We start from the raw sequence: 26434 nt of genomic DNA on the forward strand, positions 1-26434 counted from the left end.
TCAATTCAATCGACTCTAATTAAGAAAAAAAGATGATACAAATGTGACAGTATCATTTCAGAATAGCACCCACTTGGTCTACCCTAGTCTTAGTAGACTAGCATTTTGCTACTAAATAAATTTAGATTGTCATATTCTGAGGCTAATCTAAACGTCCAACTTTGGAAATACTATTTAGGAATGAATGATGAAGCTATTTAACTTTGTATTAGCACTTACTTTTGCTGCTTTACCTGTAGTCGCAGCAGCGAATAATCACGATAATTTTAAGCACGAAAATTCAAAAAACATTTTTGTTGTTAGCGAAGGCAGTGGTTTCTATAAAAACTTCTTAAAGCCGACGGTTGATTTAGAGAGTCGCTATCTTATTGGAGCATCAAATAAGCTCTCAACTTACTCAAAATCAGATAATCATAAGCAATTCTCAGTGGATAGTTTTCAATCAAAGTTTGAGTCTGAAGATAGGCTCTCTGAAGGTGCTAGTTGGTTTGGTGGCTATAAGTTTTTAACTAATACTAACTTTAATTACTTCTTGCAGGCGGCTAATAATCACTCTCCATTTCTAGTGATTGTGGTATTTAGTGACAGTTTTAAAAACTTTGATTGGAACCATTCTGGATGGGATGGTCATCATGAGTGGGATAATCATCATGGCTGGAATCAGCATCATTCTGCACCAGTTCCTGAACCAACTGCTTACGCATTAATGCTGGCTGGTTTATTAATGCTTGGTTTTATCAAACGTAGAAAAAATTAATATTATGCAATTATTGATGATGCGGCTTAGTTTAAGCCGCATTTTTTAATGCTAGTAGTGTTTTATTCAGTCGGTCATTAATCGTTAATAATTAGACTTTATAGTTCAATTATATATATCAACTCCTTGATATTAGCTCTGACATTCCAAGAAAGTTTAAGTAATGAAAGCCATGATTTTAGCTGCGGGTAAAGGCACGCGCGTTCGTCCTCTTACCTATGAGCTTCCCAAGCCCATGATTCCACTATTAGGCAAGCCTGTCATGGCGTATCTAATAGAGCATTTAGCAAAACATAACGTCAATGAAGTGATGGTGAATGTCAGTTATTTGCATGAAAAGATACAACAGTACTTTGGCGATGGTCATCGATTCGGTATTGAAATTGGCTACTCGTTTGAAGGTGATATTAGTAACGGAAAGATTGTGCCTAGCCCAGTTGGTTCGGCGGGTGGTATGCGTAAAATTCAAGATTTTGGTGGTTTTTTCAATGAGACAACTATCGTGATATGCGGCGATGCCATCATTGATTTAGATATTACCGCTGCAGTTGCTGAACACCGCAGAAAAGGTGCTTTAGTCAGTTTGGTGGCAAAAGAAGTACCTATGGATAAGGTGTCAGATTACGGCATTGTGTTGACTGATGAGAGTGGAAAGATTGTTTCTTTTCAAGAGAAACCAAGTCAGGCTATAGCCAAATCTAATCTTGTTAGCACAGGTATTTATATATTTGAACCTGAAGCGATTAATCTTATTCCATCAGGTAGTACCTTTGACATAGGTTCAGATTTATTTCCATTACTTGTAGAAAAAGGCTTACCTTTCTATGCGATTAATCAACGTTTTAATTGGATTGACATTGGACTAGTGAGTGATTACTGGGAAGTCATGCAGCAATTGATGCGAGGTGAAGTGCCATCAATGAATATGCCTGGTAAGCAAATTAGGCCTGGAGTATGGGTAGGATTAAATGTTCGTATTGATTGGGAAAATACGAACATTGAAGGTCCCGTGTATATTGGTTCTGGTGCTCGTGTAGATAAAGGCGCTGAAATTATAGGTCCGAGTTGGATTAGCGACGGTTGCCATGTGCAACGTGGCGGAAAAGTGGTGCGCAGCGTGTTGTTTGAATACACGCGTGTTGGGCAAGATTTCAGCTTTGAGGAAATGATTGTCTGCGGTGAGTACTGTGTTGATAAGTACGGCAGAATGATGCATGTAGATGACGACACCTGCGACTTGATATGGTCTGATGCGCGCGAAAAAGTCATTTACCCAATGGATTATGCGCAAGCAAGAGTTTAACTTTCTGGTTGAATGTTAACTAGAAGCATGCCCCAGTAAAAGCATGCTTTGTGATAAAAGTGTCACAAATATGCAATCTTACTGAAAACAAGAATGACTAAAATTGCCACGTGAAATTCACTATGTGCAAAAATATGTCAAATTTAAATGGTTTAAAGCTTACTCAATCTAAAACTCAAGGGTTTACACTGCTTGAGTTGTTAGTCGTCATGGTCATCATTGGCTTACTTGCTGGTTATGTTGGTCCAAAGTATTTTGAGCAAATTGGTAAGTCTGAAACTAAAACAGCACGCGCGCAAATTGATTCTCTGGGTAAGGCTTTAGATCAATATCGTATTGATGTTGGTCAGTATCCCAGTTCTGAGCAGGGTTTAGCTGCATTAAATAAAAATGTTGCAAATGATGCAAAATGGGCTGGACCATATCTTAAAAAAGATGTCCCGAATGACCCGTGGAATAAGCCTTACCTCTATAAGTCACCTGGTGAGCATGGCGATTTTGACTTATATTCTTTAGGTAAAGATGCTCAACTGGGCGGCACTAAAGAATCAGAAGATGTTGTGAGCTGGTAGTTTAGTTCAACTCGATGGAATTCCAAGTTAAAGCCGTTCGCGGAAAAGAAATGGTGCTGTTAAGTATTTCGGCTGCGCATGCTCAAGACGCACTTGCGCAAGTGCAGGCGCGAGGATTCATGCCTATTGCAGCAAAGTCTACTAGCTCTGCGTTAAGTAATCGACAGAACAAAAAATTTCCCCTAGCTTTGTTTAGCCAAGAGTTGCTTGCCTTACTGGAAGCTGGCTTAAACCTTGTTGAAGCGATTGAAACTTTAGCTGAAAAAGAACAGGGCAATCAAATAAAGCATACCTTAGATGCTTTATTGCAGGCTTTATATCAAGGTCAGACATTTTCATCTGCCCTAGAGCAGCAACCTTTAATTTTCCCTGTTTTATACATAGCTACCGTTCGTGCTAGTGAAAAAACAGGCGACTTGCCAGAAGCCTTGAGTCGTTATGTGAGTTATGAGCAGCAGCTCGGATTAGTAAAGAAGAAAATCGTGTCTTCTTCGATCTATCCAATTCTGTTAATGGCGGTAGGGGGATTGGTGATTTTATTTTTACTCGGCTTTGTTGTGCCTAAATTTAGTCGAATTTATGAAGGTACAGGCGGCAACCTGCCATTTTTGTCACAGGTGTTATTAGCTTGGGGGCTATTTTTGGAAAGCCACGGTAAAGAGCTGCTGATTTTTGTAGTCCTATTTATAGCTGGTTTGGTATTTGGTTTATCACAGGCTTCAGTGCGCAAATCAATCATACAAGTGATATGGAAAGTACCTGCGTTAGGTAAGCGATTACGTATTTTTCAATTGGCACGATTTTATCGAACCTTAGGCATGCTGCTTAAAGGTGGTACATCGATTATTGTCGCTTTAGATTCTGTTGCTGGGCTATTAGATGTGGTGCTTCAAGCCAAGATGAAGCAAGCATCTGCTGCAATACAAGAGGGGCAGACTATTTCAGTGGCTATGGAACAAGCGGGCTTAACAACGCCAATTGCGCTTCGCATGCTACGTGTTGGCGAACGCGGTGGAAGAATCGGCGACATGATGGAGCGCATAGCCTCTTTTTATGATGAAGAGTTGGCGCGTTGGATTGACTGGTTTACCAAGCTTTTTGAACCCATATTGATGTTGCTGATTGGCTTGGTCATCGGCGTTGTAGTGTTGTTGCTTTACATGCCAATCTTTGAGCTAGCAGGAAACATCCAATGAATGCGATTTTACAAAATACAATCAATACGATTGATATTGACGAGATGATTGAGCTTAAAAAAACTAGCATCATTGATATCGAACAGATTAAACAGGCTAGGTCGCAGGCGAATATACAGCAACGCCGAGTAATTGAGATATTGGAAGACGTCACTCAATACAATCAAGAGGACTTTTTACAGGCGCTTAGCCAAACGCTGCATTTTGATGCGATTAGCATGAAAGAGCTTCATAGCTTAACTGCCGCTTTCGAAGTCATTCCTTTTTCGAAGGCGCAACAGAAGGAGTGTCTGGCTTTTATATCCAATGAAGATGCACCCAATAATGGTTTGATATTAGTGTTTGCAGACCCGTTTAATGAAGGCTTGCAAGAGTGGGCTTTAGAAAATATTAAGCAAGGTTTTACTTGGCGTTTAGCGCATCGTAATGATATTGCCGCATTTTTAGCGCGTCATGAGGAAACTATGCGCGCGATGGATAGTTTGCATGGGGAAGATAATCACACGGTGGCGGATGCTGATGAAGCCGTTGCAAATTTGTCATTAAAGTCGATTAATGAAGATTCTAATCCAATCATCAAGCTGATTAACTCCACACTTTATGATGCCTTAAAAATTGGTGCTAGTGATATTCATTTAGAGTGCTCTAGTTCAGGTCTATCTATTAAGTACCGAATTGATGGTGTGATGAATGGCGTTGGCGGTCTGCAAGGTATGGACAATGCAGATCAAGCAATTTCGCGCGTTAAAGTCATGGCGCAGCTTGATATTGCTGAACGCCGCACACCACAAGACGGACGCTTTAAAGTCATCGTTCAAGGCCGTGATGTCGATTTTCGAGTATCCATCATGCCTAGTGTATTTGGCGAAGATGCGGTTTTACGTGTGCTCGACAGAAAAGCACTTTCAGAAGAAGCGCAAGGGCTAAGCTTACATGTCTTAGGGTTCGATGAAAAAATTATCACGCAATTCCGTCGTTTAGCGCTTGAGCCTTACGGCATGGTCTTAGTCACAGGGCCTACAGGTAGCGGAAAGACCACTTCACTCTATGCGGCAATCTCAGAGGTGAATACTGGTCACGATAAAATCATTACGATTGAAGACCCCGTAGAGTATCAATTGCCTGGTGTGTTGCAAATTCCAGTCAACGAGAAAAAAGGCCTCACTTTTGCAAAAGGCTTACGCTCTATTTTGCGTCACGATCCTGACAAGATTATGGTGGGCGAGATTAGAGATTCTGAAACTGCACAAATTGCAGTGCAAGCAGCACTTACAGGGCATTTGGTATTCACCACGGTTCACGCAAATAACGTGTTAGACGTGATTGGCCGATTCATGCACATGGGTGTTGACCCTTATAACTTTGTCTCTGCCATGAACGGCATTATGGCACAACGCTTGATACGTTCTATTTGCCCACACTGTGCTGAAGACTACCAACCAGACGACCAATTGTTAGCTGATTCAGGCATTAGCCAAGAAATGGCCGTTGGTATGAAATTTAAAGAGGCTAAAGGCTGCGGGCATTGTCGCGGTACAGGCTACCGCGGTCGAAAAGCCGTTGCCGAATTATTGATACTGAATGATGAGTTAAGAGAAATGATTGTCGCACGAGAACCAATACGCAAGTTAAAGGAAGCCGCAAAAAGAAGTGGGATGCGCACGATAAGAGAAGCCGCACTTGAGGCGGTAGGCAATGGATTAACCACTTTGCAGGAGATCAATCGTGTCACTTTTGTTGGTTAATCAATTGTTAGCTGTCCTCGGCACTGATAGCGTTGCTGTCGTGAGGCGAACACGGGGATTACGTCGACGAATTGTTGATCAAAAACAAGTTCACTTTCCACGACACATCGAAGATGAAAGTACGGAAGTATCTATTTGGCAGCCTGCTATTCATCAACTTGATATGTTGATTAACGCGATGAAAGTAAAGTCAAAATCTCAACTCAATATTACGTTAGCTAGTGAGTTTGTACGATACTTGTCGCTGCCTCCACAGCAGTTTTATATGAATGCTGTTGAGAAAATAGCCTATGCTACTGCGGCATATCGAGAAATATATGGCTCAGTAGTCGATGAGTGGGAAATAAGGCTGCAAGATGCGCCAATGCATGAAACGGCAATTGTCGCAGCCATAGATAAGCGATTATTAGAGGCGCTCAATCAGGTGGCTGTTAAATACCAGCTTAAACTCATCACGGTAAAGCCGTATTTGATGAGTGCATTTAACAGTTTAACCAAACAAGTTGGCCGTAGTAGTGGATACCTCGTCATCGTTGAGTTTAAGCGGTTGTTGTTGGTTAACTTACAGCAAGGCAAGTGTGTCAATGTCCGTATGTTTAACTTGGGCAGCGATTGGCAAGCTGAGTTGAAAAATCTGATGGTGCGTGAATCTGTCCTAAGTGAAAGCAAAAATAGAGAGATTCTGGTTTATGCACCAGTACAGAAAAATATTGTGATTAATAGCCTCGATGGATGGCAGCTAAAGCGCATCAGTACTTTAAATAAATTAAGTAACTATCACTTTGCGATGCTAGAGGTTGCTCTGTGAGATTGCAATTAGACTTTATTAATCAATCAAGCTTTTCTATATCAAGCTGGAGTTTGGCGGGATTAATAGTTCTATTGGCTAGCTTAGTCATGGCTACTTTTACTTGGCAGGTTTATGAAAATAAAGTGCTTGAGCAGAATGCAGTTGCATTAAAAGTAAGCCAAATAAATCGTCAGGTTATTCATGAAAAACCATCGACTACAGCTGTTATATCGGATATTTCCCCAGAGCAAATGCAGCAGACACAGGCGACGGTTAGTGCGCTGATTGTTCCGTGGAATGAACTTTTACACGGCATAGAGAAGTCTGATATGCCAAATATTGCCTTGCTTAGTTTGGAGCCAAATAGCAAAAAACAGTTGGTCAGCATTATTGGCGAGGCTAAAAATTTACAAGCAGCATTGGACTATATTCAGAAACTAGAAGCGCAACCCATGCTAGATAAGGTCTACCTACAAAAATACAATATTGATGAGGCTAATCCATTTAAACCAGTGAAGTTCACATTGTCGGCACAGTGGCTTTTATAAAAGTAATCAATGATGAAAAAATTGGATATATATTATATTTATTGGCTACTTAGCCGAGCTACAACGACCCTTGGTTTGTGGGGTTTAGTTGGGCTTGGGTTAGTGCTTGGCAGCATCATATTTTACATTGTGAAAGTTGAGCCGCTTAAGCAAGAAATTAAAACAACGCAATATGAGCTGAGTAATAAAAAGAAAGGTGTAATGAATATAGTACGTCCACAAGCACTAACATTGCAGACAACTACACAGGACATAAGTGAGTTTTACAAGCGGTTTCCTTCAGGTGCTAGCTTACCAAAGTGGCTACACATGATTGATGAAATCGCAATTAAGCAGCATTTGATTTTAAATCGAGGGGATTACCGATTTTCACAAACTAAACAAGGGCAGTTATTACGCTATGAAATAGTCATGCCACTGATAGGTCAATATTCGCAGGTCCATCAGTTTGTGACGGAAGTCTTAAAAACATTGCCTGCATTAGCTTTAAGCGACCTACAAATTAAACGAGAAAATTCTCTATCACCGACAGTTGAAGCACGCTTAGTGTTTGTGCTGTTTTTAAAAGGTGACTCATGGTAAATGTGACTAAAACTGGCAATGCCAAAGCAAAAACATCTAATAAGTGGCTTTATATTGTATTGTTCATTACCTTGGTGTTTACGGCTTGGACTGCGTTTCACAATGGTGATGAAGCTAATAATGAACTTGAAGTTAAAAATGCATCAGCTACTAACAATCAAACTTCAAAATACAACGTTGGCCAAAGTAAACAAGATCAGTCATCTTTAAAGCCAGTAGAAAACTCCTTAGTCAATAGTTCGATTCCATGGCAAAAATTAAAGCGTGAGCGCTTAGATAGTAAACCCTATGACGCATTTAAGGTGCACTCATGGGTTGTTGTGCCGCCAGTGAAAAAACTACCACCTGTTCCACCTCCGCCACCTAAAGCGCCTCCTGCACCATTTACTTATGTGGGTAAGTTAGAAAATTCACCTAAAGGTACGCAGATATTTTTAATGGAAAATAACAAACTGTTATCGGTGGTGGTGGGCGAGAAAGTGAACGGGTTGTGGAAGCTTGACAGTGAAGATGCTAGTGCAATACACCTCACTTTTATACCGCTTGATTTAAAGCAAGTCCTATCAAAATCCGCAAGGCTCGTTGTGCCAACTGCAATAGAAGTAAATCAGTAAAAGGACTTATGCATGCAATTAAATAAAAATAAAGCTTACGCCAACCAATTCGATCGACACTATTTTTTATTGGCGCTGCTAATGACTCAGCTTGGTGGCTGCGCTTTTGCCCCTTGGGAGAAGTCTGGCGATAAAAATAAAACACCAGAAGCACAGGTCGCAGAAGCCAAACAAGTGGTCGCTAAAGACCCCGATGGAACTGTCAGCCGTAAGAATTTAATTGTGACAAATGAATTGGCTGTCACAAAGCTATTTGCAGAGGCAGAACAGGCAAGGTCAAAGGGCATGTATGAGAGTGCTAATAGTATTTATGACCGTGTATTGGAAATTCTTCCTGATAACCCTAATGCGATTAATGAAAAAAATAAGGTGAATCGAGAGCAAATGCAATCAAAAAAGTTGGCTAAGGCGGCTGAGCTTATTGAAAGTAATAAGCTAGACGAGGCTAGAGATGCTGTTCATGACGTGCTTATAGAGAATCCCCTCCATGAGGAAGCGCTTAAGCTTCAGCAGCAAATTAACGATAAATCAGCACCGTCTAATTCAAAACCACCTCAGCTTAAGGTGCAGTTTGATAAACCTGTGACTTTAGAGCTACGTGATGTCAATATTAAAATTGCTTTTGAAGCTCTGTCGCGCGCCACAGGGGTAAATTTCATTTTAGATAAAGACATTAAACCAGAAACAAAAGCGACAATTTTTGTTAAAAAGGCACGTATTGAAGATGCGATTGACATGGTGTTGTCTAGTAATGGATTGCAAAAGAAAGTGCTATCAGAGAATACGGTTTTAGTCTTTCCTAGTAGCCCGCAAAAATTAAAAGATTATCAAGATTTGATGATTCGTAGTTTTTATCTCAGCAATACAACCGCCAAACAAGTTGCGGCACTCGTTAAATCTATGCTTAAAACTAAAGACATCTTTGTGGATGATCGCTTGAATATGATGACCATGCGCGATACGCCAGAGGTGATTCGTATTGCAGAAAAATTAGTGGCCGCGAATGACTTAGCTGACCCTGAGGTAATGCTAGATATAGAAGTTTTTGAAGTGAATAGAAGTCGTTTGCAGGAGCTGGGTGTTGACTATCCAAGTAGAATAGCTGTCAATAGTTTGATTCCAATTACTACCGTCACATCCGCCACAGGCGTTGTCGCAAGCTCAACGGTGAACACCTCTAGCCAGTTAACATTAGAAGGATTGCTAAACCTTAATAAAAGTCGATTTGATGTATCACCTAATCCAGCCGTCAATTTTAGAAAAACTACGGGTGATGTGAATGTTCTGTCTAATCCAAGAATTAGAGTGCGTAATAATGAAAAGGCTAAAATTTTAGTTGGGGATAAAGTACCGGTCATCACAACAACTTCAACCGCCAATGTAGGTATTTCTGAAAGTGTGCAGTACGTTGATGTTGGTTTAACGCTCAATGTTGAACCAAGAATTACGCCAGACAACTATGTAAATATTAAAATAGGACTTGAGGTTAGTTCTCTTGGTGAAAAAACTGTAACAAGAAATGGCGCCACCGTGTATACCATTGGAACGCGAAACGCCAATACCATATTGCGCCTAAAAAACGGTGAAACTCAGGTACTGGCTGGCTTGATATCGGACGACGAACGTAAAAACACAAGCCGATTGCCAGGGCTTGGAGATATTCCGTTAATCGGACGTTTATTTTCAAATCAACAGGATCAGAAAAGTAAAACGGAAATCGTTTTGGCCATTACACCAAGAATTGTTTCAAATATAGCAAGGCCAAGCGCAGAAATTTCTGAATACTGGTCTGGTACAGATACGGTTATTTCCGATAAACCTGTGATTAATATACCTGCATCTGGTGAATCTATGACACCACAAGACAGAGCTCGAGAAAGAATTCGCTTAATACGTGAGGGGAATAATCCATCTGAGCAAGTGGCTCCGGCAGCTGAAACGCCAACTTTAGAAACAATAGAGCCGCCGCTATCCCAGCCAGAAGTTACACCTAGCGCCAATCCAGAAGGTACGGAAGCTGTGTCACATTAGTGATTAACATTTCTATGAAAAATAGTGGATTTACCTTAATAGAGTTGGTGGTGACCGTGGCGATTGTCTCTATTTTAGCGACGGTCGCTTTACCCATGTTGCAGCTGAGCGTTCAGCGCGTTAAAGAGAATGAGTTACGCACTAATCTACGACAAATTCGAGAAGCGATTGATGCTTACAAAAAAGTCGCGGATATGGATAACGGACCGATAAAAAAAACGCTCAGTCAGTCTGGATACCCGCCTAGCTTGGAGGTGTTGGTCTATGGGGTTGTGGATGAAAAAGATCCCAATAAACATAAAATTAGATTCCTACGCAATATACCTCTCGATCCGATGCAGCCAGCTAATCAAGCCAGTAGTCAATCTGACCGTGACTTATTAAGTAACTGGGGTTTACGAAGTTATAAAAGCGAAGCTAATAACCCAGCTGAGGGTGACGATGTTTATGATGTGTACTCTCGAAGTAGGCAAATTGGTATTAATGGCGTTCCTTATAATCAATGGTAAAGCCGAATGAAGCCTGTTAATCATCAATATTTAAAGGTGTTACATAAGCAAAGTAATGGTTTTACTTTAGTAGAACTTTTAGTTGTATTGTCAATTTTAGCGCTACTGCTGACGCTTGCCGTACCAAGGTACTTTACTAGTATAGAGAAAGCAAAAGACGCTACCTTAAAGCAAGATCTCAATACCTTGCGTGAAAGCTTGGATAAATATTATGCGGATAACGGTCAGTATCCTAAAAGCTTAGAGGATTTGGTTGAGCGTAAATACATTCGTAAGTTACCTGTTGATCCTATTACCGAAAAAACCACCACTTGGATATTCACGCCGCCAGAACCACCTTTGGAAGGTGATATTTACGATATTCATAGTGGTTCAAAAGGTGTGGCAAAAGATGGCACGCGTTATGAGGATTGGTAAGCCTAATTTTTATTTAGCGAATCAATGCGATGGCTTTACTTATATAGGCCTAATGATCATGGTCGCAATCTCAGGTATTGCTTTGGCTGGGGTCGGCATTGTTTGGCATCAAGATATGCAGCGCGAGCGAGAGAAAGAGTTACTTTTTATCGGTAATGCATATCGACAGGCAATTAGTAGTTATTACGAGAATAGCCCGTCAGGCATAAAACAGTATCCTAGAAAGTTAGATGACTTAATGCTTGATAAGCGATTTCCTAATATCAAGCGCCATATACGTAGACTATATATTGACCCGATTGCGCGAGAAGCAGTGTGGGGTTTGGTTTTAGATCAAGAAAGAATTATTGGCGTCTACAGTCAATCAAGTTTAAAGCCGATTAAAAGAAAACAGTTTCCTGAGCCGTACGGAGATTTTAGTGGAGCCAACAAATACAGTGATTGGAAGTTTACCTATATGCCAGGCTAACTATCACTTTATTTAGATGATAGAACTAGTTAGCCCATTCGTTTAGTTTATTAATATCGTCATCGTATAGCTATGAGTACTGCTTGTAATACTTTAATACTTTCGGAACATAGTTCACGGTTTCTTTATAGGGTGGAACTTTCCCGCCAAATTTCTGAACAGCGGCTGGGCCAGCGTTATAGGCTGCCAAAGATAATGTTAAATCTCCATTAAAAAGTTTAAGCAACTCTCGTAAGTACTTTGCACCCGCTAAAATGTTTTGTTTTGGATTATTTTTATCTAGCACATTGAACCGACGTGAGGTTTCAGGCATTAGCTGCATTAAGCCATAAGCGCCTTTTACAGACTGCGCGCGGGGGTTATGTTTTGACTCAACGGCAATGACTGCATGAATGAGTGCAGGTTCAATTCCCGTTATGTTGGCCGCGATGATGACTTCATTATTAAATGGAAGATTCTTATTATCTTCTGAGCCTACATTATTAAAGCTTGCTATTTTCGTCGCAGCGTTAGGTAGCGGAGGCTCTTCAATTTTAAAACTATAGTTCTCTGTATTTGAAGTATTAGCGATGCTAATCTCATCTGTTTGCGATAGATCAACATAAACATCGGCTTTAACAGTCAATGATAAAGCTAGACATAAGGCAACTAAGGATTTTAAAAGCAGCATGATGTAAAAATTTTTCATCATACAAGTTTGCATGAGTAATGTTACAGGTTCATGTGAGCGGCCAGACACAGACCACAATTGCTTGGTCGTAACAATAAATGAAAGTTTTAGTTTGAGATAAGCGCCTAAAATGATTTGGCATGGGCTTTTGTTACAAAACTGTAAGAAAAGTAACATCTAGTCTTAATCTTAGTGTCACTTAACTATTGAAAAATGATACCCATTATAAAAACTAGAAGAATTATCATCTCTACTCAGTTAAATTCTGGCGTGTCATTCAACAATACCGATGCTCTAAGCTTAGAGCAGCGCGTTGATTTTATGGATGTCATTTCCGAATCATTGCGCATTTCACAGCGCACGCATTTATTTAATTGGTTACAAGGTGGCTTTCAAGGTTTAGTTGGACATGAGATTATGATTTTCGGCATTAAATCATCCGAAAATGACACTTACCATTTTGAATACTTTACTAGCTCACGCTATTTTGGTGATACTCAATTTTCTGCCGTAATTGAGCGTGACGTCGGACTAGTAAGTCAAGTATTGAATCTGTGGAAAGAAACGGCAATGCCGTTATTCGTCAATAATCAAGATAAGCCATTACAACATGGCAGTTACAGAGTCATTAATTTTGATCAAGAAGCTTTGGTAAGTTCAGAGTTAAAAGACTTTGTCTTATATGGTTTTGGTCATAATCAAAGCGAATTATCTAGCATCGTTATTTTTGCCAGATTGCATAAACAAGCCAATACCGCCTATGCGCAAATGCTAGAGCTGATTATGCCGCATTTACACTGTGTGCTTATTCGGGTAACTAGTAACCGAGTCAATACAATCGCCTCTACTGATAATTTAGGTAGATTAATTACCAAAAGAGAGTCAGAGGTTTTGCAATGGCTACATATGGGCAAAACTAATTGGGAAATTTCTACCATATTAGGTATTAGCCCGCTCACAGTAAAAAATCATGTACAAAACGTTATACGTAAACTCAGCGTTTTAAACAGAAGTCAGGCAGCCGTTAAAGCCGCTAAGCTTGGATTAATTAGAATGCTCAAGTAGAAATAGTGTCAGCGTTGTATCGTTTATTCGTTTTAAATCCCTCCGTCATCAATCTCCACATATCTTAGTTATTTCTAGTCCGAACGGACTAGTTTTCAACACTTAAATTTTACACATTACATGCATTATTCAATTTAGTAAAAGTTGCAATTTATTGGGTAGCAAACAAAGAAAAGCGACTAGTCCACACAGACTATTTTTTTTGTTTGGCATGTCATAGGTGAAATGTAAATTGTCACCATCGTTTAAAGAGAGTGTTTTAAACGAATTTCAAGTAACGAATATTTTGGTTATTTAGCGGTTTTATTTTTTATGTGTTTTTTTGTGTTTTTTTTGTTTTAATTTTTAGGGAGATTTACAATGAATTTCAAATTAAAAGCTTTAGTTGCAGCTGCAGTTGTTGCAACAACAATGTCAGGTGCTGCAAACGCTTTGACAAACAACGAGTTTATGCTGGTTGCTTATGATGCAGCTTCTTCTAAAACATTTATCGCCGCTTTAGGTCAAGCTGGTTCAGTTTCAGCATTTACTGGTTCTACTAATCTATCAATAGATTACTCAACTGATGCAAACTGGACAAACTTCATTTCTACTGCAACTGCAGGAAGTGTTGTTTACTCTGTAATGGGTCTTTTTGAGTCTAATACTTCTGCTTCAACATCATACAACGCTGGTGATAAATTAGTTGTTTCTTCAAATGCTACACCAGGTACTTTGAGTAACAGCTTAATGAATAACTTAATGAATGATCAGAACCTATCTTCAGGTGGTTGGGGTAATTTTAACGTCTTGAATGGTGCTATTACTGGCACTACAACTGGTTTGGTATTAGGTACTGGCGCTGACTCTGGTTATAAAGTGAACACTAACGTTTTTGGTAAATTTCTAAGTGTAGATACAACATCTGCTTTAGGTACTGACTTAGGTTTCTACAGTGTTACAAGACCAGCAACTTCAGGTAACGTAGTGCAAACAATCAAAACACAATACGTACAAGGTGCTGCTGGCTCTGCTCGTGATACATGGAATCTATCTTCAACCGGTCAATTAGTTTACACAGCAACTGCAGCGGTACCAGAAGCTGATTCATGGGCCATGGCAATGTTGGGCTTAGGTTTAATGGGTTTTGTTGCACGTCGTCGTTCACGCGCTTAATTCATCTGCAATATCACTGGCTCTTTTTTAAGAGCTGGTGATCAAAATAACACGAAATTCAATTAAACAAGCTAGCGCTTATATGCGTTGGTTCAGGTAGGTTGTATCTAAATTTTTGGAGAATAATATGCAAGTTAAAAAACTAGTTTTGGCTTTGGCTGTTGCTATCGCTGCACCATCTGCTTTTGCAGCTGATCTTTCTACAGGCGTAACTGTAGATAACATTATGTACGTAACCGGTGCTACTGCACAAACAAAAGGTATTGCAATTTCTGTAGGTAGATTATGTGGCACTAACCCATTGATTACCTTGACTGATGGTAAAGCAGTGCCAGTGGCTAAGGGTTGGAAATGTAATGCAACTGCTACAACAACTTACCCTAATTTACCAGGCGTAACAGGTCCATTTGTGGTGCTTAAAAACGAAGGTGGCTCTTTAAATGCTATTACACCTTTACGTAACGGTTCTACACAAGGTCAACTTGATTTAACTAACTGCACAGTGACAGGTTCTACAGGTACATGTGCTAATGCGTTAGTAAATAAACCAGAACACATTGGTTTCGCTGATGTTTCACAAAAAATATTTGCTGCAAAAGGCCAATTGGTAGCACAAACAGCGGGTAATACTTACACTGCGGACGTTGCTGTAGGTGCAGGTCAAGGTTTTGGCGTGGTAGTTTCACCAGCACTTTACACATTGTTACAAGCTGACCAAGGTACTTCAGGCGTGCCATCAATCAGCAAAGCACAATATGCTTCTTTAATGACACAAACAGGTGGCTTCTGGAATACTTTATTACCTAATGGCACTGCCCACGCCGCATTACCATTAACTTTAGATCGTCGTAGTGTAACTTCTGGTACTCAAGCTTCTGCAGAGGTGTTCTTCTTAGAGAATCCATGTGCAACTGGTCCGGTTTCTGGCTCTGTAGGTGCGACAGTTGGTTCAGCTGCTGGTCAATCATTTGTTGACGGCACTGATACTTTAATCGTTAAGCAAGCGGCTAGTTCAGATGCTGTGTTGGCTGATGCAGCATCAACAACTGCATATGTGATTGGTGTGGTTTCATTAGAAAATGCACAACCAGCTAGCTCATGGAAATTTTTGGCAATTGATGGCGTACACCCAGGTACTGCAAATGCGCCTGAGTTCCAAAAAACAAATCTTGTGAATGGCCGTTATGCTTTTGCTTATGAAACAGTGCTATTTAAATCAACAAAATCAACGTTAGGTGCTGCTGTTCTTAACAACATCAATGACTTCTCAAATGCTTTTGTTGCTGACTTAGGTGTTGGTTCTAACTTAGCTACAAGCAACGGTTTGTTTGGTGACCCATTAGCGCCAGCTGCTGACTTTGGTACAGATACAAGCCACTACTCACGCGGTGGTAACGAGTGCGCAACGCCACTTGCACAATGGTAATAGTTTTAGTTAGTAAATAACGTAAAGGTATTGAATGAGTAGTGATCCTATCTATTCAATATAGGATAACCACCTCTCTGAAAACAGGGAGGTGGTTTTCTGCTTTATTGTTGAAACGTTTTTTGTAAGCATTTCAACAATAAAGCAGATTAAAAAGTGGATTGGGTAATAGCAAACTTCAGTGTCGAAAATTTTATGGTTTTTTGTTATTTTCGATAACTAAATTGAAATATTCGTCAGTTAAAGTCAGTTAAAGTTTTTTAAGGATGTCAGCATGAATTTTGGTCGTTTTCGCTTAGTTTATAGCCAGTATTTGGGTATGTTTGTTCCAGTGTCAGAGGCAACAAAGTCACACGGCCAAAAAAGCTCAGGTAAGCGTATACGTTCGCGCCATGCTTTGGCAGCAGCGTTAGTTTCTATTGCTTATAGTGTCGATGCTGTGTCAGCTGACCCCTTACCATCTAATGCTTTACCAACCGCCGGAGTTATTACCTCTGGCGTAGGTGCTATTAATAGCCATGATGCAGCTATGACCATCAACCAATCGACTAAGAATATGGTGATTAATTGGGGTGCATTTAATATTGGCTCTGCTGCAAGCGTCAACTTTGACCAAACGTTAGGTGCTACCAGCGCTGTGCTGAATCGCGTGAATGCGGCTGGCGTCCTAAGCCAGATTTATGGTAAGTTGACGGCTAACGGTCAAGTTTACTTAATTAACCCAAATGGCATTTTGTTTGGTAAAGGTGCTACGGTTAACGTCAATAGTTTAATTGCCTCAACACTGGATATTTCTGACGATCTATTTAATAAAGGATTCTTGTCTCTTATTAATGGGTCTGCAGCATTTAATGGCACTACAGGCTATGTGCAAGTGGACGCTGGCGCAACGCTAACCGCTGCCAGTGGCGGCAAGATTATGCTATTTGCGCCTAATATAGAAAACAATGGCATTATTAATACGCCGGATGGACAAACTCTTCTAGCAGCAGGGCAAAAAGTGTACCTTGCCGCAAGTGACGACCCTAACTTACGTGGTTTATTGGTGGAGGTTGATAATGGCGGTACAACGACCAATACTAATCTTGGTAGCATTATTGCTGAGCGTGGCAATATCACTTTAGCCGGGATAGCAGTCAATCAAAATGGGCGTTTGAAGGCGACCACATCTGTTACTGCTAATGGCTCTATTAAAATACAGGCGCAAGATACGACGGATGTTAAAAACGTAACGAAACGTGTTGCGACTAAAGGTGGGGCGGTGGTACTCGGTGCAAATAGTATTACGGAGGTTTTACTGGATGATACAGATACCGCAACCGTATTAGATAGCGCAACGGTAAATAAATCTAAAGTGGATATTAGTGGTCAAAGCATACACCTAATGAATAATGCCATGATTATTGCACCTAGTGGCAATGTCAATTTAGTTGCTGGTTTAGACCCGAGTACGCCCACTATTGCAGATTCTAACTCCAGCGCGGTGGCTAATAGCAGCCGCATTTACTTTGAAAGTGGCAGTGGTATTGATGTAAGTGGTGTGGGTAGTGGCAGTACAGCGGTGGATAGAGCTGGAGAAACTGCGGCGCAGGTTTCCGTGGCAAGTAATGTGGTGTTAGCGGAGTTGCGTTCATCGCAGTTAGCCGACTCACCTCTGCAGCGTGATGGTATTTTAAACAAATCAAAAGTGTATGTAGATTCTAGGCTCACTGGTATCAACGGTGATGTAGGCACTTCTGTTGCCAATGTAAATGGGTATGTGGCCGGTATTCAGCATGGTGTTAAAGAGCGTTTGGCTACTGGTGGCGCAGTAAAAATACAATCCGAAGGCAATATTGTATTTGCCCCAACGGCAACTATTAATGTTTCTGGTGGTAAGGTGGATTACGCTGGCGGTACGGTCACTAAAACAAAGCTGTTAGCCTCTAATGGCCAATCTTATGACATAGCGAATGCCTCAAAAGATTTGACGTATGTTGATATTCAAAATGTCAGTTATCAGGAACAAGGCTACACATCAGGTAAAGATGCGGGTAGTGTGTCATTTAGTGCGCCAGCCATGGTGCTAGAAGGTAAATTAAAGGGCGACACTATTTCTGGTATACACCAGCGCACTGAATTAACTAAGCCTAAAGGTGCCACTTTGCAAATAGGCCAAAACAGGGCAAATTCAACAGATACAGAGTTGCTTAAACAGACTTACGTATTACATTCGGACTTAACATTAGATGCTTCACACACTGCGGGTGCATTACCTGTGTTTGGTCAGGACTTAAGTAAAGAACAACAACAAACCTTGCTATTGGGTTCTAACTTTACTGCGCCAACTGGCTTTAACAGCCTTTTATACTATGCAGATGGTCAAATAACCGTTAAGAGTGGCACTAATTTAAATGTGACGCCAGGCAGTAATGTTACCTTGAACGGTGGTGGGCTTGATGTGCAAGGTAATATCACTGCTCGTAGCGGCACGATCGATTTATCAGCTCAGAACATGGGGGAATATATTGGCAAAAAGGCTACCTTTACAAGCAACGCTAATAGTAATGTGGTCGTAGCCAAAGCCAGCACTTTAGATGTTAGTGGCTTGTGGACAAATGATGGCGTAAACCGAGCTGCTAAAGATACAGTGGCTGTAGATGGCGGAGCAATTAGCATCTCAGCTTCTAGTGCAGATGGTGCTGGCGATATTACTTTGGAGAAAGGTAGTGTAGTAAATGCCTCTGGCGGCGCGTGGCTAAATGCTAGTGGAAAACTGACTAGCGGTAAGGGTGGTGACATTAAACTGTTAGCGAGTGATGGTATTACCGATGATAAAACGACCTCACATACAGGTAAACTAAAATTAGATGGCACTTTGCGCGCCGACTCGCTAGTAAAAGGTGGTAGCTTAAGTCTTTCATCAGGCACAGTTACCATCGGTGCCACTGCATTAGGAACGACGGGTGAAACATTGATTGACCCTGCATTCTTTCGGAGTGGTGGGTTCACTTCTTATGAAATCAATGGTTTTGAAGGCTTAACCCTAGCCGATGATACTAAAATTGCTCCTGCAGCACTTACTCGTGTGTTAGATGGCGGTTTTAGTGTTCAGCAAAGTGGCGCTGATATTAGCAATTTTTCGCATTTGGTCATGCTGCCAGCCTCAAATGCTGCATTAACGCGTCAGACGACTAACTTAAGTTTATATGCCAGCAATCAAAATACTGGTGTGCTCACGCTAGGTTTAGGGTCTGAAATTAACACAGACCCAGGCGCAAGTGTCAATTTATTGGCTAAACGTCAGCTAACCATATTAGGTAGCGTTTTAGCTCGGGCAGGTAATATATCGGCCACATTGGGTACTATTAATGCTCCCGTAGGTATTGTCAAAGAGGACAGTGTAAGTGCTTTGAAGTATAAGGCAGATCAAACGTTATGGTTGGGTGCTAACAGCGTTTTAGATGTCAGTGGTGTAAGCACTAGTTATACCAACAACAAAGGCTTTAACGTCGGTGAGGTAAAAGATGCCGGTAATATTACCTTAAAAACGACAGCAGGAGCGGTGGTAGCAGAAACAGGGAGTCAGTTAAAGCTTGATGGTACTCATGCATTGCTAGATGTTAAATCTGGTAACAGTTATGTGGCAAAAGATGTGGCTTCAAAGGGCGGTACTTTAAGTATTTCGGCACGCGAAGGCCTAATGTTAGACGCTACCATGACTGCACATGGCGGTAATGCAAGTGTGGCAGCGGGTAATTTATCAATTGCGCTACCATTGATTCCTGATATAGATACGAAAAATGCTGAGAATAGTAATGCTTCCCCTGAAGAACAGTATCCAACATTGGTACGTGAAATAGTCTTGAGTGCAGCCGGGGCGGCAGTGCCAGTCGGCTTGAAAGTTGGCGATGCGATAGATGCCTCCCATGACGGCATTGCCTATGTATTTGCAGATAAAATCCAAAATGCTGGTTTTGATACCATACAGCTGGCTAAAGCGGATAAAATTCGCATTGCAGATAACCTTACCTTAAATGCCCGCGGTGCCATTACCCTAGACACGCCTAATTTATTGGTCGACGGTGTGAATGCTGTGATTAATGCTTCTTATGTTGGCATTGGTAATGGGCAGGTATTTACGCAAGATGTGCTTAACCAACATCTTAAACCCGCTGTTTTAGGCACAGGATCGCTAACCGTTAATGCGGATTATATTGATTTGTTTGGACAACAAAGTCTTTCTGGCATTGGTCATCAAGATGCCTCTGGAAAAGGGGGGGCTAATTTCAATAGCACTGGCGATATTCAACTAAGAGGTGTGCTTAAAGATGTGGCCGATCATGATACTACGCCAGTTGGTAAGTTACAAACCGTTGGTGATTTAAGCTTTAGCGCTAGGCGCATTTATCCTTCAACGCTGAGCAATTACACGCTCAGTAGCACTGGTGCAGGTTCAACGATTGGTTTTAAATCGAGCGGTACAGATACTGGCGTGCCATATTCAGTATTAGCTAAGCTTAATGTAGAAGCGGCTAATATCACGCAAGATGGTGTGTTACGCGCTCCGTTTGGCGTGATTAATCTTAAAGCGACTGACAAATTAACGCTTGGTAGTAACAGCTTAACCTCAGTTTCAGCAGAAGGAAAAACTTTGCCTTTTGGTTACACCGTGAATGGTAAAGATTGGCGTTTTGATGAAGGTAGTATTAATATTTTTGCAGCAATCAATAGCCTGCCAGATAAAAATGTGAATTTAGATAGCCAAGTCATTGAAGCCAAAGCTGGTTCTAAAATAGACGTTTCAGGCGGCGGTGATTTATCCTCTTGGGAGTTTACAACAGGCACTGGCGGTAGTGATGATGTGCTAGCAGCGGCTGGTGTATTTGCTGTGATGCCTGATCTTAAAGCAGGTTATATGGCGGGTAATAGTGAGTCATATAGCAATGGCACGTTTAAAGCGGGTGACTCAATTTACCTTTCCGGCGGTAACGGCTTACCTGCGGGTAATTATGTGTTACTGCCAGCACACTATGCTTTGTTACCGGGTGCTTACTCTGTTAAAGCTGTGGCTGGCACGCAAGATTTTAGCGCACAGCAAAATACACGCAATAAAGATGGCTCAATGACTGTGTCTGGTTATCGTACACAGTTTGGTGGTATTACCGCAGATTCACGATCTTCTGGATTTATTGTAGCCTCTGGCACCATTGCTAGAACGCAATCTGAGTTTAGCAATACTTTAGCGAGCAACTACTTTAATCCTGCCAACAGCACAGGGCAAGCGGGTGGTTTACGCTTACCAGCTGATGCTGGCCGCGTTGCAATTAGTGCCACCACAAACTTGATACTCGATGGCAATATTATCGGCAAACATTCAGCCGATTCACGCGGCTCTGAAGTTGATATTAGTTCAGATAAAATCGCCATTTCTGGCGATGGTAGTCAAGAGGCTGGTTACTTGACGCTATCTAGTACCAAGCTAAATGCCATGGGGGCAGAAAGCCTGACCATTGGCGGTAAACGCACTAGCGTTGCAGCGGGCACACAGCTTGATGTCACAGCCAGCAATGTGAAATTAATAGGCGGTGCAAGTTTAACAGGGCAAGAAATTACACTGGCGGCGATTGATACGGTTTCAATGGCAACTGGCACCTCTGTTAATGCTACAGGCACAGCGGTGAAAAATGGCAGCGCATTGATTATTGGCAACGTGGATGCCGGAGTGAGTGGTGATGGCGCATTGTTACGTGTTAGCACTGGTGAGCAACGTGATTTAGTCCGTCAAAATGTGAGCCAAACAACTGGTACACTTGATGTTCAATCAGGCGCAAGTGTTTCAGCAACGGGTTCTGTTATTGCTGATGCAACGAAAGCTAATAACATAAGTGGCAACATTACTTTAGCAAAAGATGCCGCAATACGGCTTGGCGCCCAAAAAATTAGCTTTGGCACACCTGCTGCTCCAGTTGATGGCTTGTTGCTGGATAATAGCAAGTTAGCTGCATTAGGAAACCCAAGTAATGTTCAATTAAAATCGTATAGCTCTATTGATTTTTACGGTGAAACTGAGGTGGGAAATAAAGATTTAAAAAGCTTAACACTTGAAACCGCTGGTTTTAAAGGCTACAACAATGCAGGTAAAACAGTGACGTTAACTGCCGATACTGTTAATTTGGCTAACCCAGATGGTGCTAGCTTTAACACCAGTGGCGCGTTGGGCAACGGTACATTACAAGTGAATGCGACTAAAGAAATTGGCCTGGGTGCAGGTACGTTCTCTACTGCTGGCTTTAGCCAAGTAAACTTAAAAGCAAATCAAGTGATAAGTCAAGCCAAAGGTACCTTGGACGTGACTGGTAATCTTAATATTGATGCAGGTCGCATTACAGCCGCAGGTTTGTCGGATCAAACAATCAAGGCTAGTGGTAATTTAGTAACTAAAACGTTGTTAAATGAAAAAGGTGAAGCAATCACTTTTTCAGACAAATCTCCACTTGGTGGCAAGCTGACGTTAGCCGCAGATACCATTACCCACGGCGGAAATATTGAATTGCCTTCTGGCACCGTCACACTTAAAGCCGCTGGTTCTGCTGGCGGTGATAGTTTAGTTTTACTCTCTGGTTCGCAAATTAGTGCTAAAGGTAGTGCGAAAATGCTCGGTTCGGTAGCAGGTTTAGCTGATGCTGGAACCATTAATTTAATCGCAAGCAATGGCAATCTGCGTATGGATACAGGCGCATTGCTTGATGTCTCGGCAACGGGTGGTGCAGCAGCTGGTAAAGTAGCTGTTAATGCTGCAGGTTTAGCTACCTTGGCAGGTACGCTTAATGGGCTTGCTGCGGTTGGTAACGGCGTAGGTTTACCTAAACAAGGTAGCTTTGAGATAACCGCTGGCAAAGTAGCTGATTTTAAAGCCTTAAATGCCGAGCTAGAACGTGGTAACTTTAATGAAAACCGTAATATACATGTCGCGCAAGGCGATTTGAATGTGACTGATAAAGTCACTGCGCATAATGTAACACTGACGACAGATGATGGTGATGTGAATGTTGATGCAACAATTGACGCATCTGGCAGCAAAGGTGGCATTGTTAAATTAAATGCTGGCCAAATAGCAGGGGATGGCAAAGGTAATATCAACCTTGTTTCATCAAAAGCTATCATTGATGCATCGGCTACGAGTGCCGCAACAGAAACAGCAGGGTCAACAGGTGACGGCGGTAAAGTTACCCTGCATACTGCGACGGATAGTGATACTTCACCCTCCATTGGCAGCCGTATTTTTGCCGCTATTGGCAGTGTGATTAACGTTAGCGGTAAAGGCTTAGGTACGGACGGTAAAGTCACGTTGCGTGCGCCACGTTTAGGCATGGCAGATAATACCCAAGCAGGCAATGACATTGCCATCACTCAGTTTGGCTCTACCGTTAAAGGCGACAAAGCAAATATTGTTGCAGAGGGCGTGAAAGTTTATAAAAAGACGGGTGACTTTACCTTAAACACTACAGCTGTTAACAATATGCTGGATAGCAATGTTGAGTTCTTAAAAAATGCTGACGCAATTAAATCTAAGTTAGGTTTAGATTCTGATTCTCGACTTGTGATTGCCTCAGGTGATGAGGTGCGCAGTACGGGAAGTATTACTGTGGCAAATGATATTGATTTGCATGCAGCAGGCCCTGGCACATTAACTTTGCGTGCTGCAGGTGATGTCAATGTGAATGCCAATATTAGCGCTGGCTTTAGCACAGCGACAACAACAGGTGTATTGACTGACGGTGGCGCATGGACTTACCAAATCTCAGCAGGTGCTGATTTGAATAGTGCAGATGCTTTGGCAACCAAAAACGACGGTAGTGGAAATTTCACATTAGCGGCTAATAAGTTAATACGCACTGGTAAGGGTGATATTGAAATTTCAACGGGTGGAGACTTTACTCTATCCTCTGCAACCTCTGCCATTTATACTGCGGGTGAGTTAGATACGACTGATTACACAACAAGTTTTGGAGCGTTCACGACACCAACCGTTGCTGCTAGCTATAACATGAATGGTGGTGATATTACGCTAAACAGTAAAGGTAGTATTAATGGGGCAGATACTGCGATTGCCCAAACCCCTGCCGATTGGTTGTTCCGCCAAGGCAGGGTTGATACTACGACAGGTCTTTATAGCAAAAATACCAGCTGGTGGGTTTATTTCAATAACTTTAAAGAAAACATCGGTGCTTTGGGTGGTGGTGATATCAACATCAATGCTGGTGGTGCGATTAATGACCTATCAGCGGTGATCGCTACCAATGGACGTGTATTTGGCACAGGCTCAGCGGATGGTAAGTTGATACAGAATGGCGGTGGTGACCTGACTGTAAAAGCTGGTGGTGACATTTCTGGTGGTTTGTACATGGTAGATAAAGGCGTTGGGACAATTCGCGCAGGTGGAGGCTTAACGGCAGATAGTAACGGTGTTGCTACGGCTTTTGCGCTTGGTGATGCTGCAATGAATGTCGCCACATTAGGGCAATTGAAACTAATGACAGTTTTTAACCCAACCTTAACTGGTATGTCTAGCATTAATGTGCCTACTACTATTAAACAAAATTCCGACTCAAGTGTTTTTTCAACTTATGGCGACAGCAGCGCGGTACAGCTTACTTCCATCGCCAGTGGTGTTGAAATTACTAATCAATTGACGACAAATGATTTGGTCGTAAAAAACACTGATGATTCGCTTTTATTATTTCCAGGCTCGCTTAAGGTGGCAGCGATAGGGGGCGATTTTACTTTGAGTCAGGGCAAAAAAGGTAATAGTGGTACGGTTAATGGGTTTACCTTAATGCCTTCAGCAAAAGGCAATCTCCAACTAGCAGCAAGTGGCTCAGTGAACTTAAACACGACTATCAATATGTCGGATAAAGACCCAGCACAAATACCTTCTATATTACAGCCGACTTCTACTCAAAACTTTGTCACAGTATTAAAAACTCTAGTGTTAGGCACCAATCCTCCACTGAATACTAATCTTTATCACGCAGCAACGCCTTTACATGCTAATGATGATGAGTCCGTAGAGATTTATGCTGGGAATGACATTGTTGGTAATGGTAAATACAGCCTATTTTTACCTAAAAAAGCAAATGTTATCGCAGGTAATGATATTAATAATTTTGCTATATTTGGACAGAATTTAAACTTAACGGATGTCACCACCATTACCGCTGGCCATGACTACAATGTGGGGTCGAGTGGCGTTACATGGGGTGGGCCAGGCTATCTCGATATTTCGGCGGGTAGAAATATTAGTTTGGGTACCAGCGATGGAATTATTACGCGTGGTAATTTGGATAACCCATTCTTACCTGAAGCAGGTGCTAATTTAAATCTATTAGTAGGCGCCGCCGCCGCAGATAATCAAGCATTTATTGCTAAGTATTTAGATCCGTCAGCCAGCAAAACATACAGTAGCGACTTGACCAACTTTGTTAAAAAAGTAAATGGTATAGGGACGGATAGTATTTTGAGCGATGCTGATGCTTGGACAAAGTTTCAAGCCATGGATACAAAATTGCAACATCAATTTGTTCAAAGCATTTTCTTTAAAGAGCTCAGGCAAGCTGGAGCTGATCATAATGCAGGTGGCAACTATGCGCGTGGATTTGATGCAATTGCAACTTACTTCCCAAATGAACATTATGATGGCAATTTAGATTTAGCTTTTAGCCAACTTAAAACAGAGCGCGGTGGTGACCTAAATGTAATGGCGCCAGGGGGTAGCATAGTCATTGGCTTACCTAAAACGCCAGAGGCTTTTCTTTTAGCTAAGTTTGGAGATCATATTGATCTGGAGAAATCTAAAGCTGAATCAGCTAGTAAGTTAGGCATATTTACGATAAAAGGCGGCAATATTAATCTGTTCAGTAAGGGGAATATTGATGTTGCGCAATCTCGTGAGTTTACTGTTGGTGGTGGAGATATTTTAGATTGGTCGAGTGAAGGTGATATTGATGCTGGTAAAGGTCCTAAAACAGCCACCTCTGCGCCGCCGCCACTTATTAGAACAGATGACAAAGGAAACACAGTAGTTGATTTGTCGGGCGTGGTATCAGGTAGCGGTATTGGTACTTTAAAAACATTAGCATCAGTGAAAGCTGGTGAAGTTGTCTTAATTGCACCATCAGGGGCAGTTATTGCGGGTGATGCTGGTATTCGCTCATCAGGTAACCTACTGATTGCTGCTCAGCGTGTGATAGGGGCGGATAATATCTCAGTGGGAGGTACCTCAAGTGGTGTGCCATCAACCAGTTCAGCTGGCATTAGTTTTAATGCGCCAGTATCACCAGATTCCTCAGCTACGAACGGTCAAGGAGATCAACTTGGTGCTGCGGATAAGCTTGGGCAAAATAGTAAGCTTGCAGCACTACCCTCTGTTATTAGTGTAGAAGTGATTTCATTAGGAGATGAGTCTGCGCCAGCAGCTAAACCTGAGGTATCAACTAAGCCTGAAGCATCAAACAAAAAAGATAAAGATGGAAAAAATAAAAAAGACTAAGCATCTTGTTTCTTAGTCATCTCGTAACCTTGCTGTAACAAAAAGTTATTAGTA

The 26434-nt window shown here is 41.6% G+C and carries 18 protein-coding genes; 17 read left to right on the top strand and 1 reads right to left on the bottom strand.

Annotation, left to right across the window (positions count from 1 at the left end; translation table 11 throughout):
• Nucleotides 1–187: 187 nt before the first annotated feature.
• From PSU78_RS07405 to PSU78_RS07465, 13 genes are all read left to right on the top strand, one after another.
• Entirely contained in the window at nt 188–757 is a 570-nt protein-coding gene (locus PSU78_RS07405; protein WP_300386521.1) for a PEP-CTERM sorting domain-containing protein, read from the top strand.
• Nucleotides 758–920: 163 nt separating this feature from the next.
• Nucleotides 921–2060 carry an NDP-sugar synthase gene (locus PSU78_RS07410; RefSeq protein ID WP_300386524.1) on the top strand — a complete coding sequence of 380 codons (1140 nt, stop codon included), beginning with the start codon at nt 921–923 and terminating at the stop codon, nt 2058–2060.
• Between the two features lie 134 nt (nt 2061–2194).
• Nucleotides 2195–2632: a type II secretion system major pseudopilin GspG gene (gene gspG, locus PSU78_RS07415; RefSeq protein ID WP_300386527.1), complete on the top strand. Its 438-nt coding sequence runs from the start codon at nt 2195–2197 to the stop codon at nt 2630–2632.
• Between the two features lie 14 nt (nt 2633–2646).
• Nucleotides 2647–3828 carry a type II secretion system F family protein gene (locus tag PSU78_RS07420; protein WP_300386530.1) on the top strand — a complete coding sequence of 394 codons (1182 nt, stop codon included), beginning with the start codon at nt 2647–2649 and terminating at the stop codon, nt 3826–3828.
• 44 nt (nt 3829–3872) lie between these two features.
• Nucleotides 3873–5573: a GspE/PulE family protein gene (locus PSU78_RS07425; protein WP_300386661.1), complete on the top strand. Its 1701-nt coding sequence runs from the start codon at nt 3873–3875 to the stop codon at nt 5571–5573.
• Nucleotides 5554–6381 (top strand): hypothetical protein, encoded by an 828-nt coding sequence (locus tag PSU78_RS07430; protein ID WP_300386533.1) that lies wholly within the window; start codon nt 5554–5556, stop codon nt 6379–6381. Before PSU78_RS07425 ends, PSU78_RS07430 begins: the two co-directional genes overlap by 20 nt.
• Nucleotides 6378–6911 (top strand): hypothetical protein, encoded by a 534-nt coding sequence (locus PSU78_RS07435; RefSeq protein WP_300386536.1) that lies wholly within the window; start codon nt 6378–6380, stop codon nt 6909–6911. The genes PSU78_RS07430 and PSU78_RS07435 overlap by 4 nt, the downstream gene beginning before the upstream one ends.
• A gap of 9 nt (nt 6912–6920) precedes the next feature.
• Nucleotides 6921–7493, top strand: a complete 573-nt coding sequence (gene pilO / locus PSU78_RS07440) for a type 4a pilus biogenesis protein PilO (RefSeq protein ID WP_300386539.1) — start codon at nt 6921–6923, stop codon at nt 7491–7493.
• Nucleotides 7487–8107, top strand: a complete 621-nt coding sequence (locus PSU78_RS07445) for a hypothetical protein (RefSeq protein WP_300386542.1) — start codon at nt 7487–7489, stop codon at nt 8105–8107. The genes pilO and PSU78_RS07445 overlap by 7 nt, the downstream gene beginning before the upstream one ends.
• A gap of 12 nt (nt 8108–8119) precedes the next feature.
• The gene (locus PSU78_RS07450; protein ID WP_300386545.1) at nt 8120–10138 is read left to right on the top strand and encodes a secretin N-terminal domain-containing protein; all 2019 of its coding nucleotides are present in this window, start codon (nt 8120–8122) and stop codon (nt 10136–10138) included.
• 14 nt (nt 10139–10152) lie between these two features.
• A complete protein-coding gene (locus PSU78_RS07455; protein WP_300386548.1) occupies nt 10153–10647 on the top strand; it encodes a type II secretion system protein in 495 nt (164 codons plus the stop codon).
• A 6-nt stretch (nt 10648–10653) separates the two neighbouring features.
• The gene (locus PSU78_RS07460; RefSeq protein WP_300386550.1) at nt 10654–11064 is read left to right on the top strand and encodes a type II secretion system protein; all 411 of its coding nucleotides are present in this window, start codon (nt 10654–10656) and stop codon (nt 11062–11064) included.
• Complete coding sequence (locus PSU78_RS07465) at nt 11039–11533, top strand: type II secretion system protein (protein WP_300386552.1); 495 nt, start codon at nt 11039–11041, stop codon at nt 11531–11533. The genes PSU78_RS07460 and PSU78_RS07465 overlap by 26 nt, the downstream gene beginning before the upstream one ends.
• Nucleotides 11534–11603: 70 nt before the next feature.
• On the opposite strand, the gene PSU78_RS07470 is transcribed toward PSU78_RS07465, so the two are convergent.
• The gene (locus PSU78_RS07470; RefSeq protein WP_300386555.1) at nt 11604–12380 is read right to left on the bottom strand and encodes a lytic transglycosylase domain-containing protein; all 777 of its coding nucleotides are present in this window, start codon (nt 12378–12380) and stop codon (nt 11604–11606) included.
• A gap of 36 nt (nt 12381–12416) precedes the next feature.
• On the opposite strand from PSU78_RS07470, the gene epsA reads away from it, so the two are divergent.
• The 4 genes from epsA to PSU78_RS07490 all read left to right on the top strand — a co-directional run bounded on the left by epsA (nt 12417) and on the right by PSU78_RS07490 (nt 26380).
• A complete protein-coding gene (epsA, locus tag PSU78_RS07475) occupies nt 12417–13268 on the top strand; it encodes an XrtB/PEP-CTERM-associated transcriptional regulator EpsA (RefSeq protein ID WP_300386558.1) in 852 nt (283 codons plus the stop codon).
• A 360-nt stretch (nt 13269–13628) separates the two neighbouring features.
• Nucleotides 13629–14423 (top strand): PEP-CTERM sorting domain-containing protein, encoded by a 795-nt coding sequence (locus tag PSU78_RS07480; protein ID WP_300386560.1) that lies wholly within the window; start codon nt 13629–13631, stop codon nt 14421–14423.
• A gap of 127 nt (nt 14424–14550) precedes the next feature.
• Nucleotides 14551–15849 carry a hypothetical protein gene (locus tag PSU78_RS07485; RefSeq protein ID WP_300386563.1) on the top strand — a complete coding sequence of 433 codons (1299 nt, stop codon included), beginning with the start codon at nt 14551–14553 and terminating at the stop codon, nt 15847–15849.
• A gap of 274 nt (nt 15850–16123) precedes the next feature.
• Nucleotides 16124–26380 (top strand): filamentous haemagglutinin family protein, encoded by a 10257-nt coding sequence (locus PSU78_RS07490; protein ID WP_300386566.1) that lies wholly within the window; start codon nt 16124–16126, stop codon nt 26378–26380.
• The last annotated feature ends 54 nt before the right edge of the window (nt 26381–26434 follow it).

The sequence above is a fragment of the Methylotenera sp. genome, from assembly GCF_029945705.1.
Taxonomy (GTDB): Bacteria; Pseudomonadota; Gammaproteobacteria; order Burkholderiales; family Methylophilaceae; genus Methylotenera.

Coding starts and splice junctions, on each gene's coding strand:
- epsA (WP_300386558.1), top strand. CDS start 12,417: ATGATACCCATTATAAAAACTAGAAGAATTATCATCTCTACTCAGTTA.
- PSU78_RS07450 (WP_300386545.1), top strand. CDS start 8,120: ATGCAATTAAATAAAAATAAAGCTTACGCCAACCAATTCGATCGACAC.
- PSU78_RS07465 (WP_300386552.1), top strand. CDS start 11,039: ATGGCACGCGTTATGAGGATTGGTAAGCCTAATTTTTATTTAGCGAAT.
- PSU78_RS07490 (WP_300386566.1), top strand. CDS start 16,124: ATGAATTTTGGTCGTTTTCGCTTAGTTTATAGCCAGTATTTGGGTATG.
- pilO (WP_300386539.1), top strand. CDS start 6,921: ATGATGAAAAAATTGGATATATATTATATTTATTGGCTACTTAGCCGA.
- gspG (WP_300386527.1), top strand. CDS start 2,195: ATGTCAAATTTAAATGGTTTAAAGCTTACTCAATCTAAAACTCAAGGG.
- PSU78_RS07485 (WP_300386563.1), top strand. CDS start 14,551: ATGCAAGTTAAAAAACTAGTTTTGGCTTTGGCTGTTGCTATCGCTGCA.
- PSU78_RS07480 (WP_300386560.1), top strand. CDS start 13,629: ATGAATTTCAAATTAAAAGCTTTAGTTGCAGCTGCAGTTGTTGCAACA.
- PSU78_RS07425 (WP_300386661.1), top strand. CDS start 3,873: ATGATTGAGCTTAAAAAAACTAGCATCATTGATATCGAACAGATTAAA.
- PSU78_RS07420 (WP_300386530.1), top strand. CDS start 2,647: ATGGAATTCCAAGTTAAAGCCGTTCGCGGAAAAGAAATGGTGCTGTTA.
- PSU78_RS07445 (WP_300386542.1), top strand. CDS start 7,487: ATGGTAAATGTGACTAAAACTGGCAATGCCAAAGCAAAAACATCTAAT.
- PSU78_RS07405 (WP_300386521.1), top strand. CDS start 188: ATGAAGCTATTTAACTTTGTATTAGCACTTACTTTTGCTGCTTTACCT.
- PSU78_RS07460 (WP_300386550.1), top strand. CDS start 10,654: ATGAAGCCTGTTAATCATCAATATTTAAAGGTGTTACATAAGCAAAGT.
- PSU78_RS07410 (WP_300386524.1), top strand. CDS start 921: ATGAAAGCCATGATTTTAGCTGCGGGTAAAGGCACGCGCGTTCGTCCT.
- PSU78_RS07455 (WP_300386548.1), top strand. CDS start 10,153: ATGAAAAATAGTGGATTTACCTTAATAGAGTTGGTGGTGACCGTGGCG.
- PSU78_RS07470 (WP_300386555.1), bottom strand. CDS start 12,380: ATGTTACTTTTCTTACAGTTTTGTAACAAAAGCCCATGCCAAATCATT.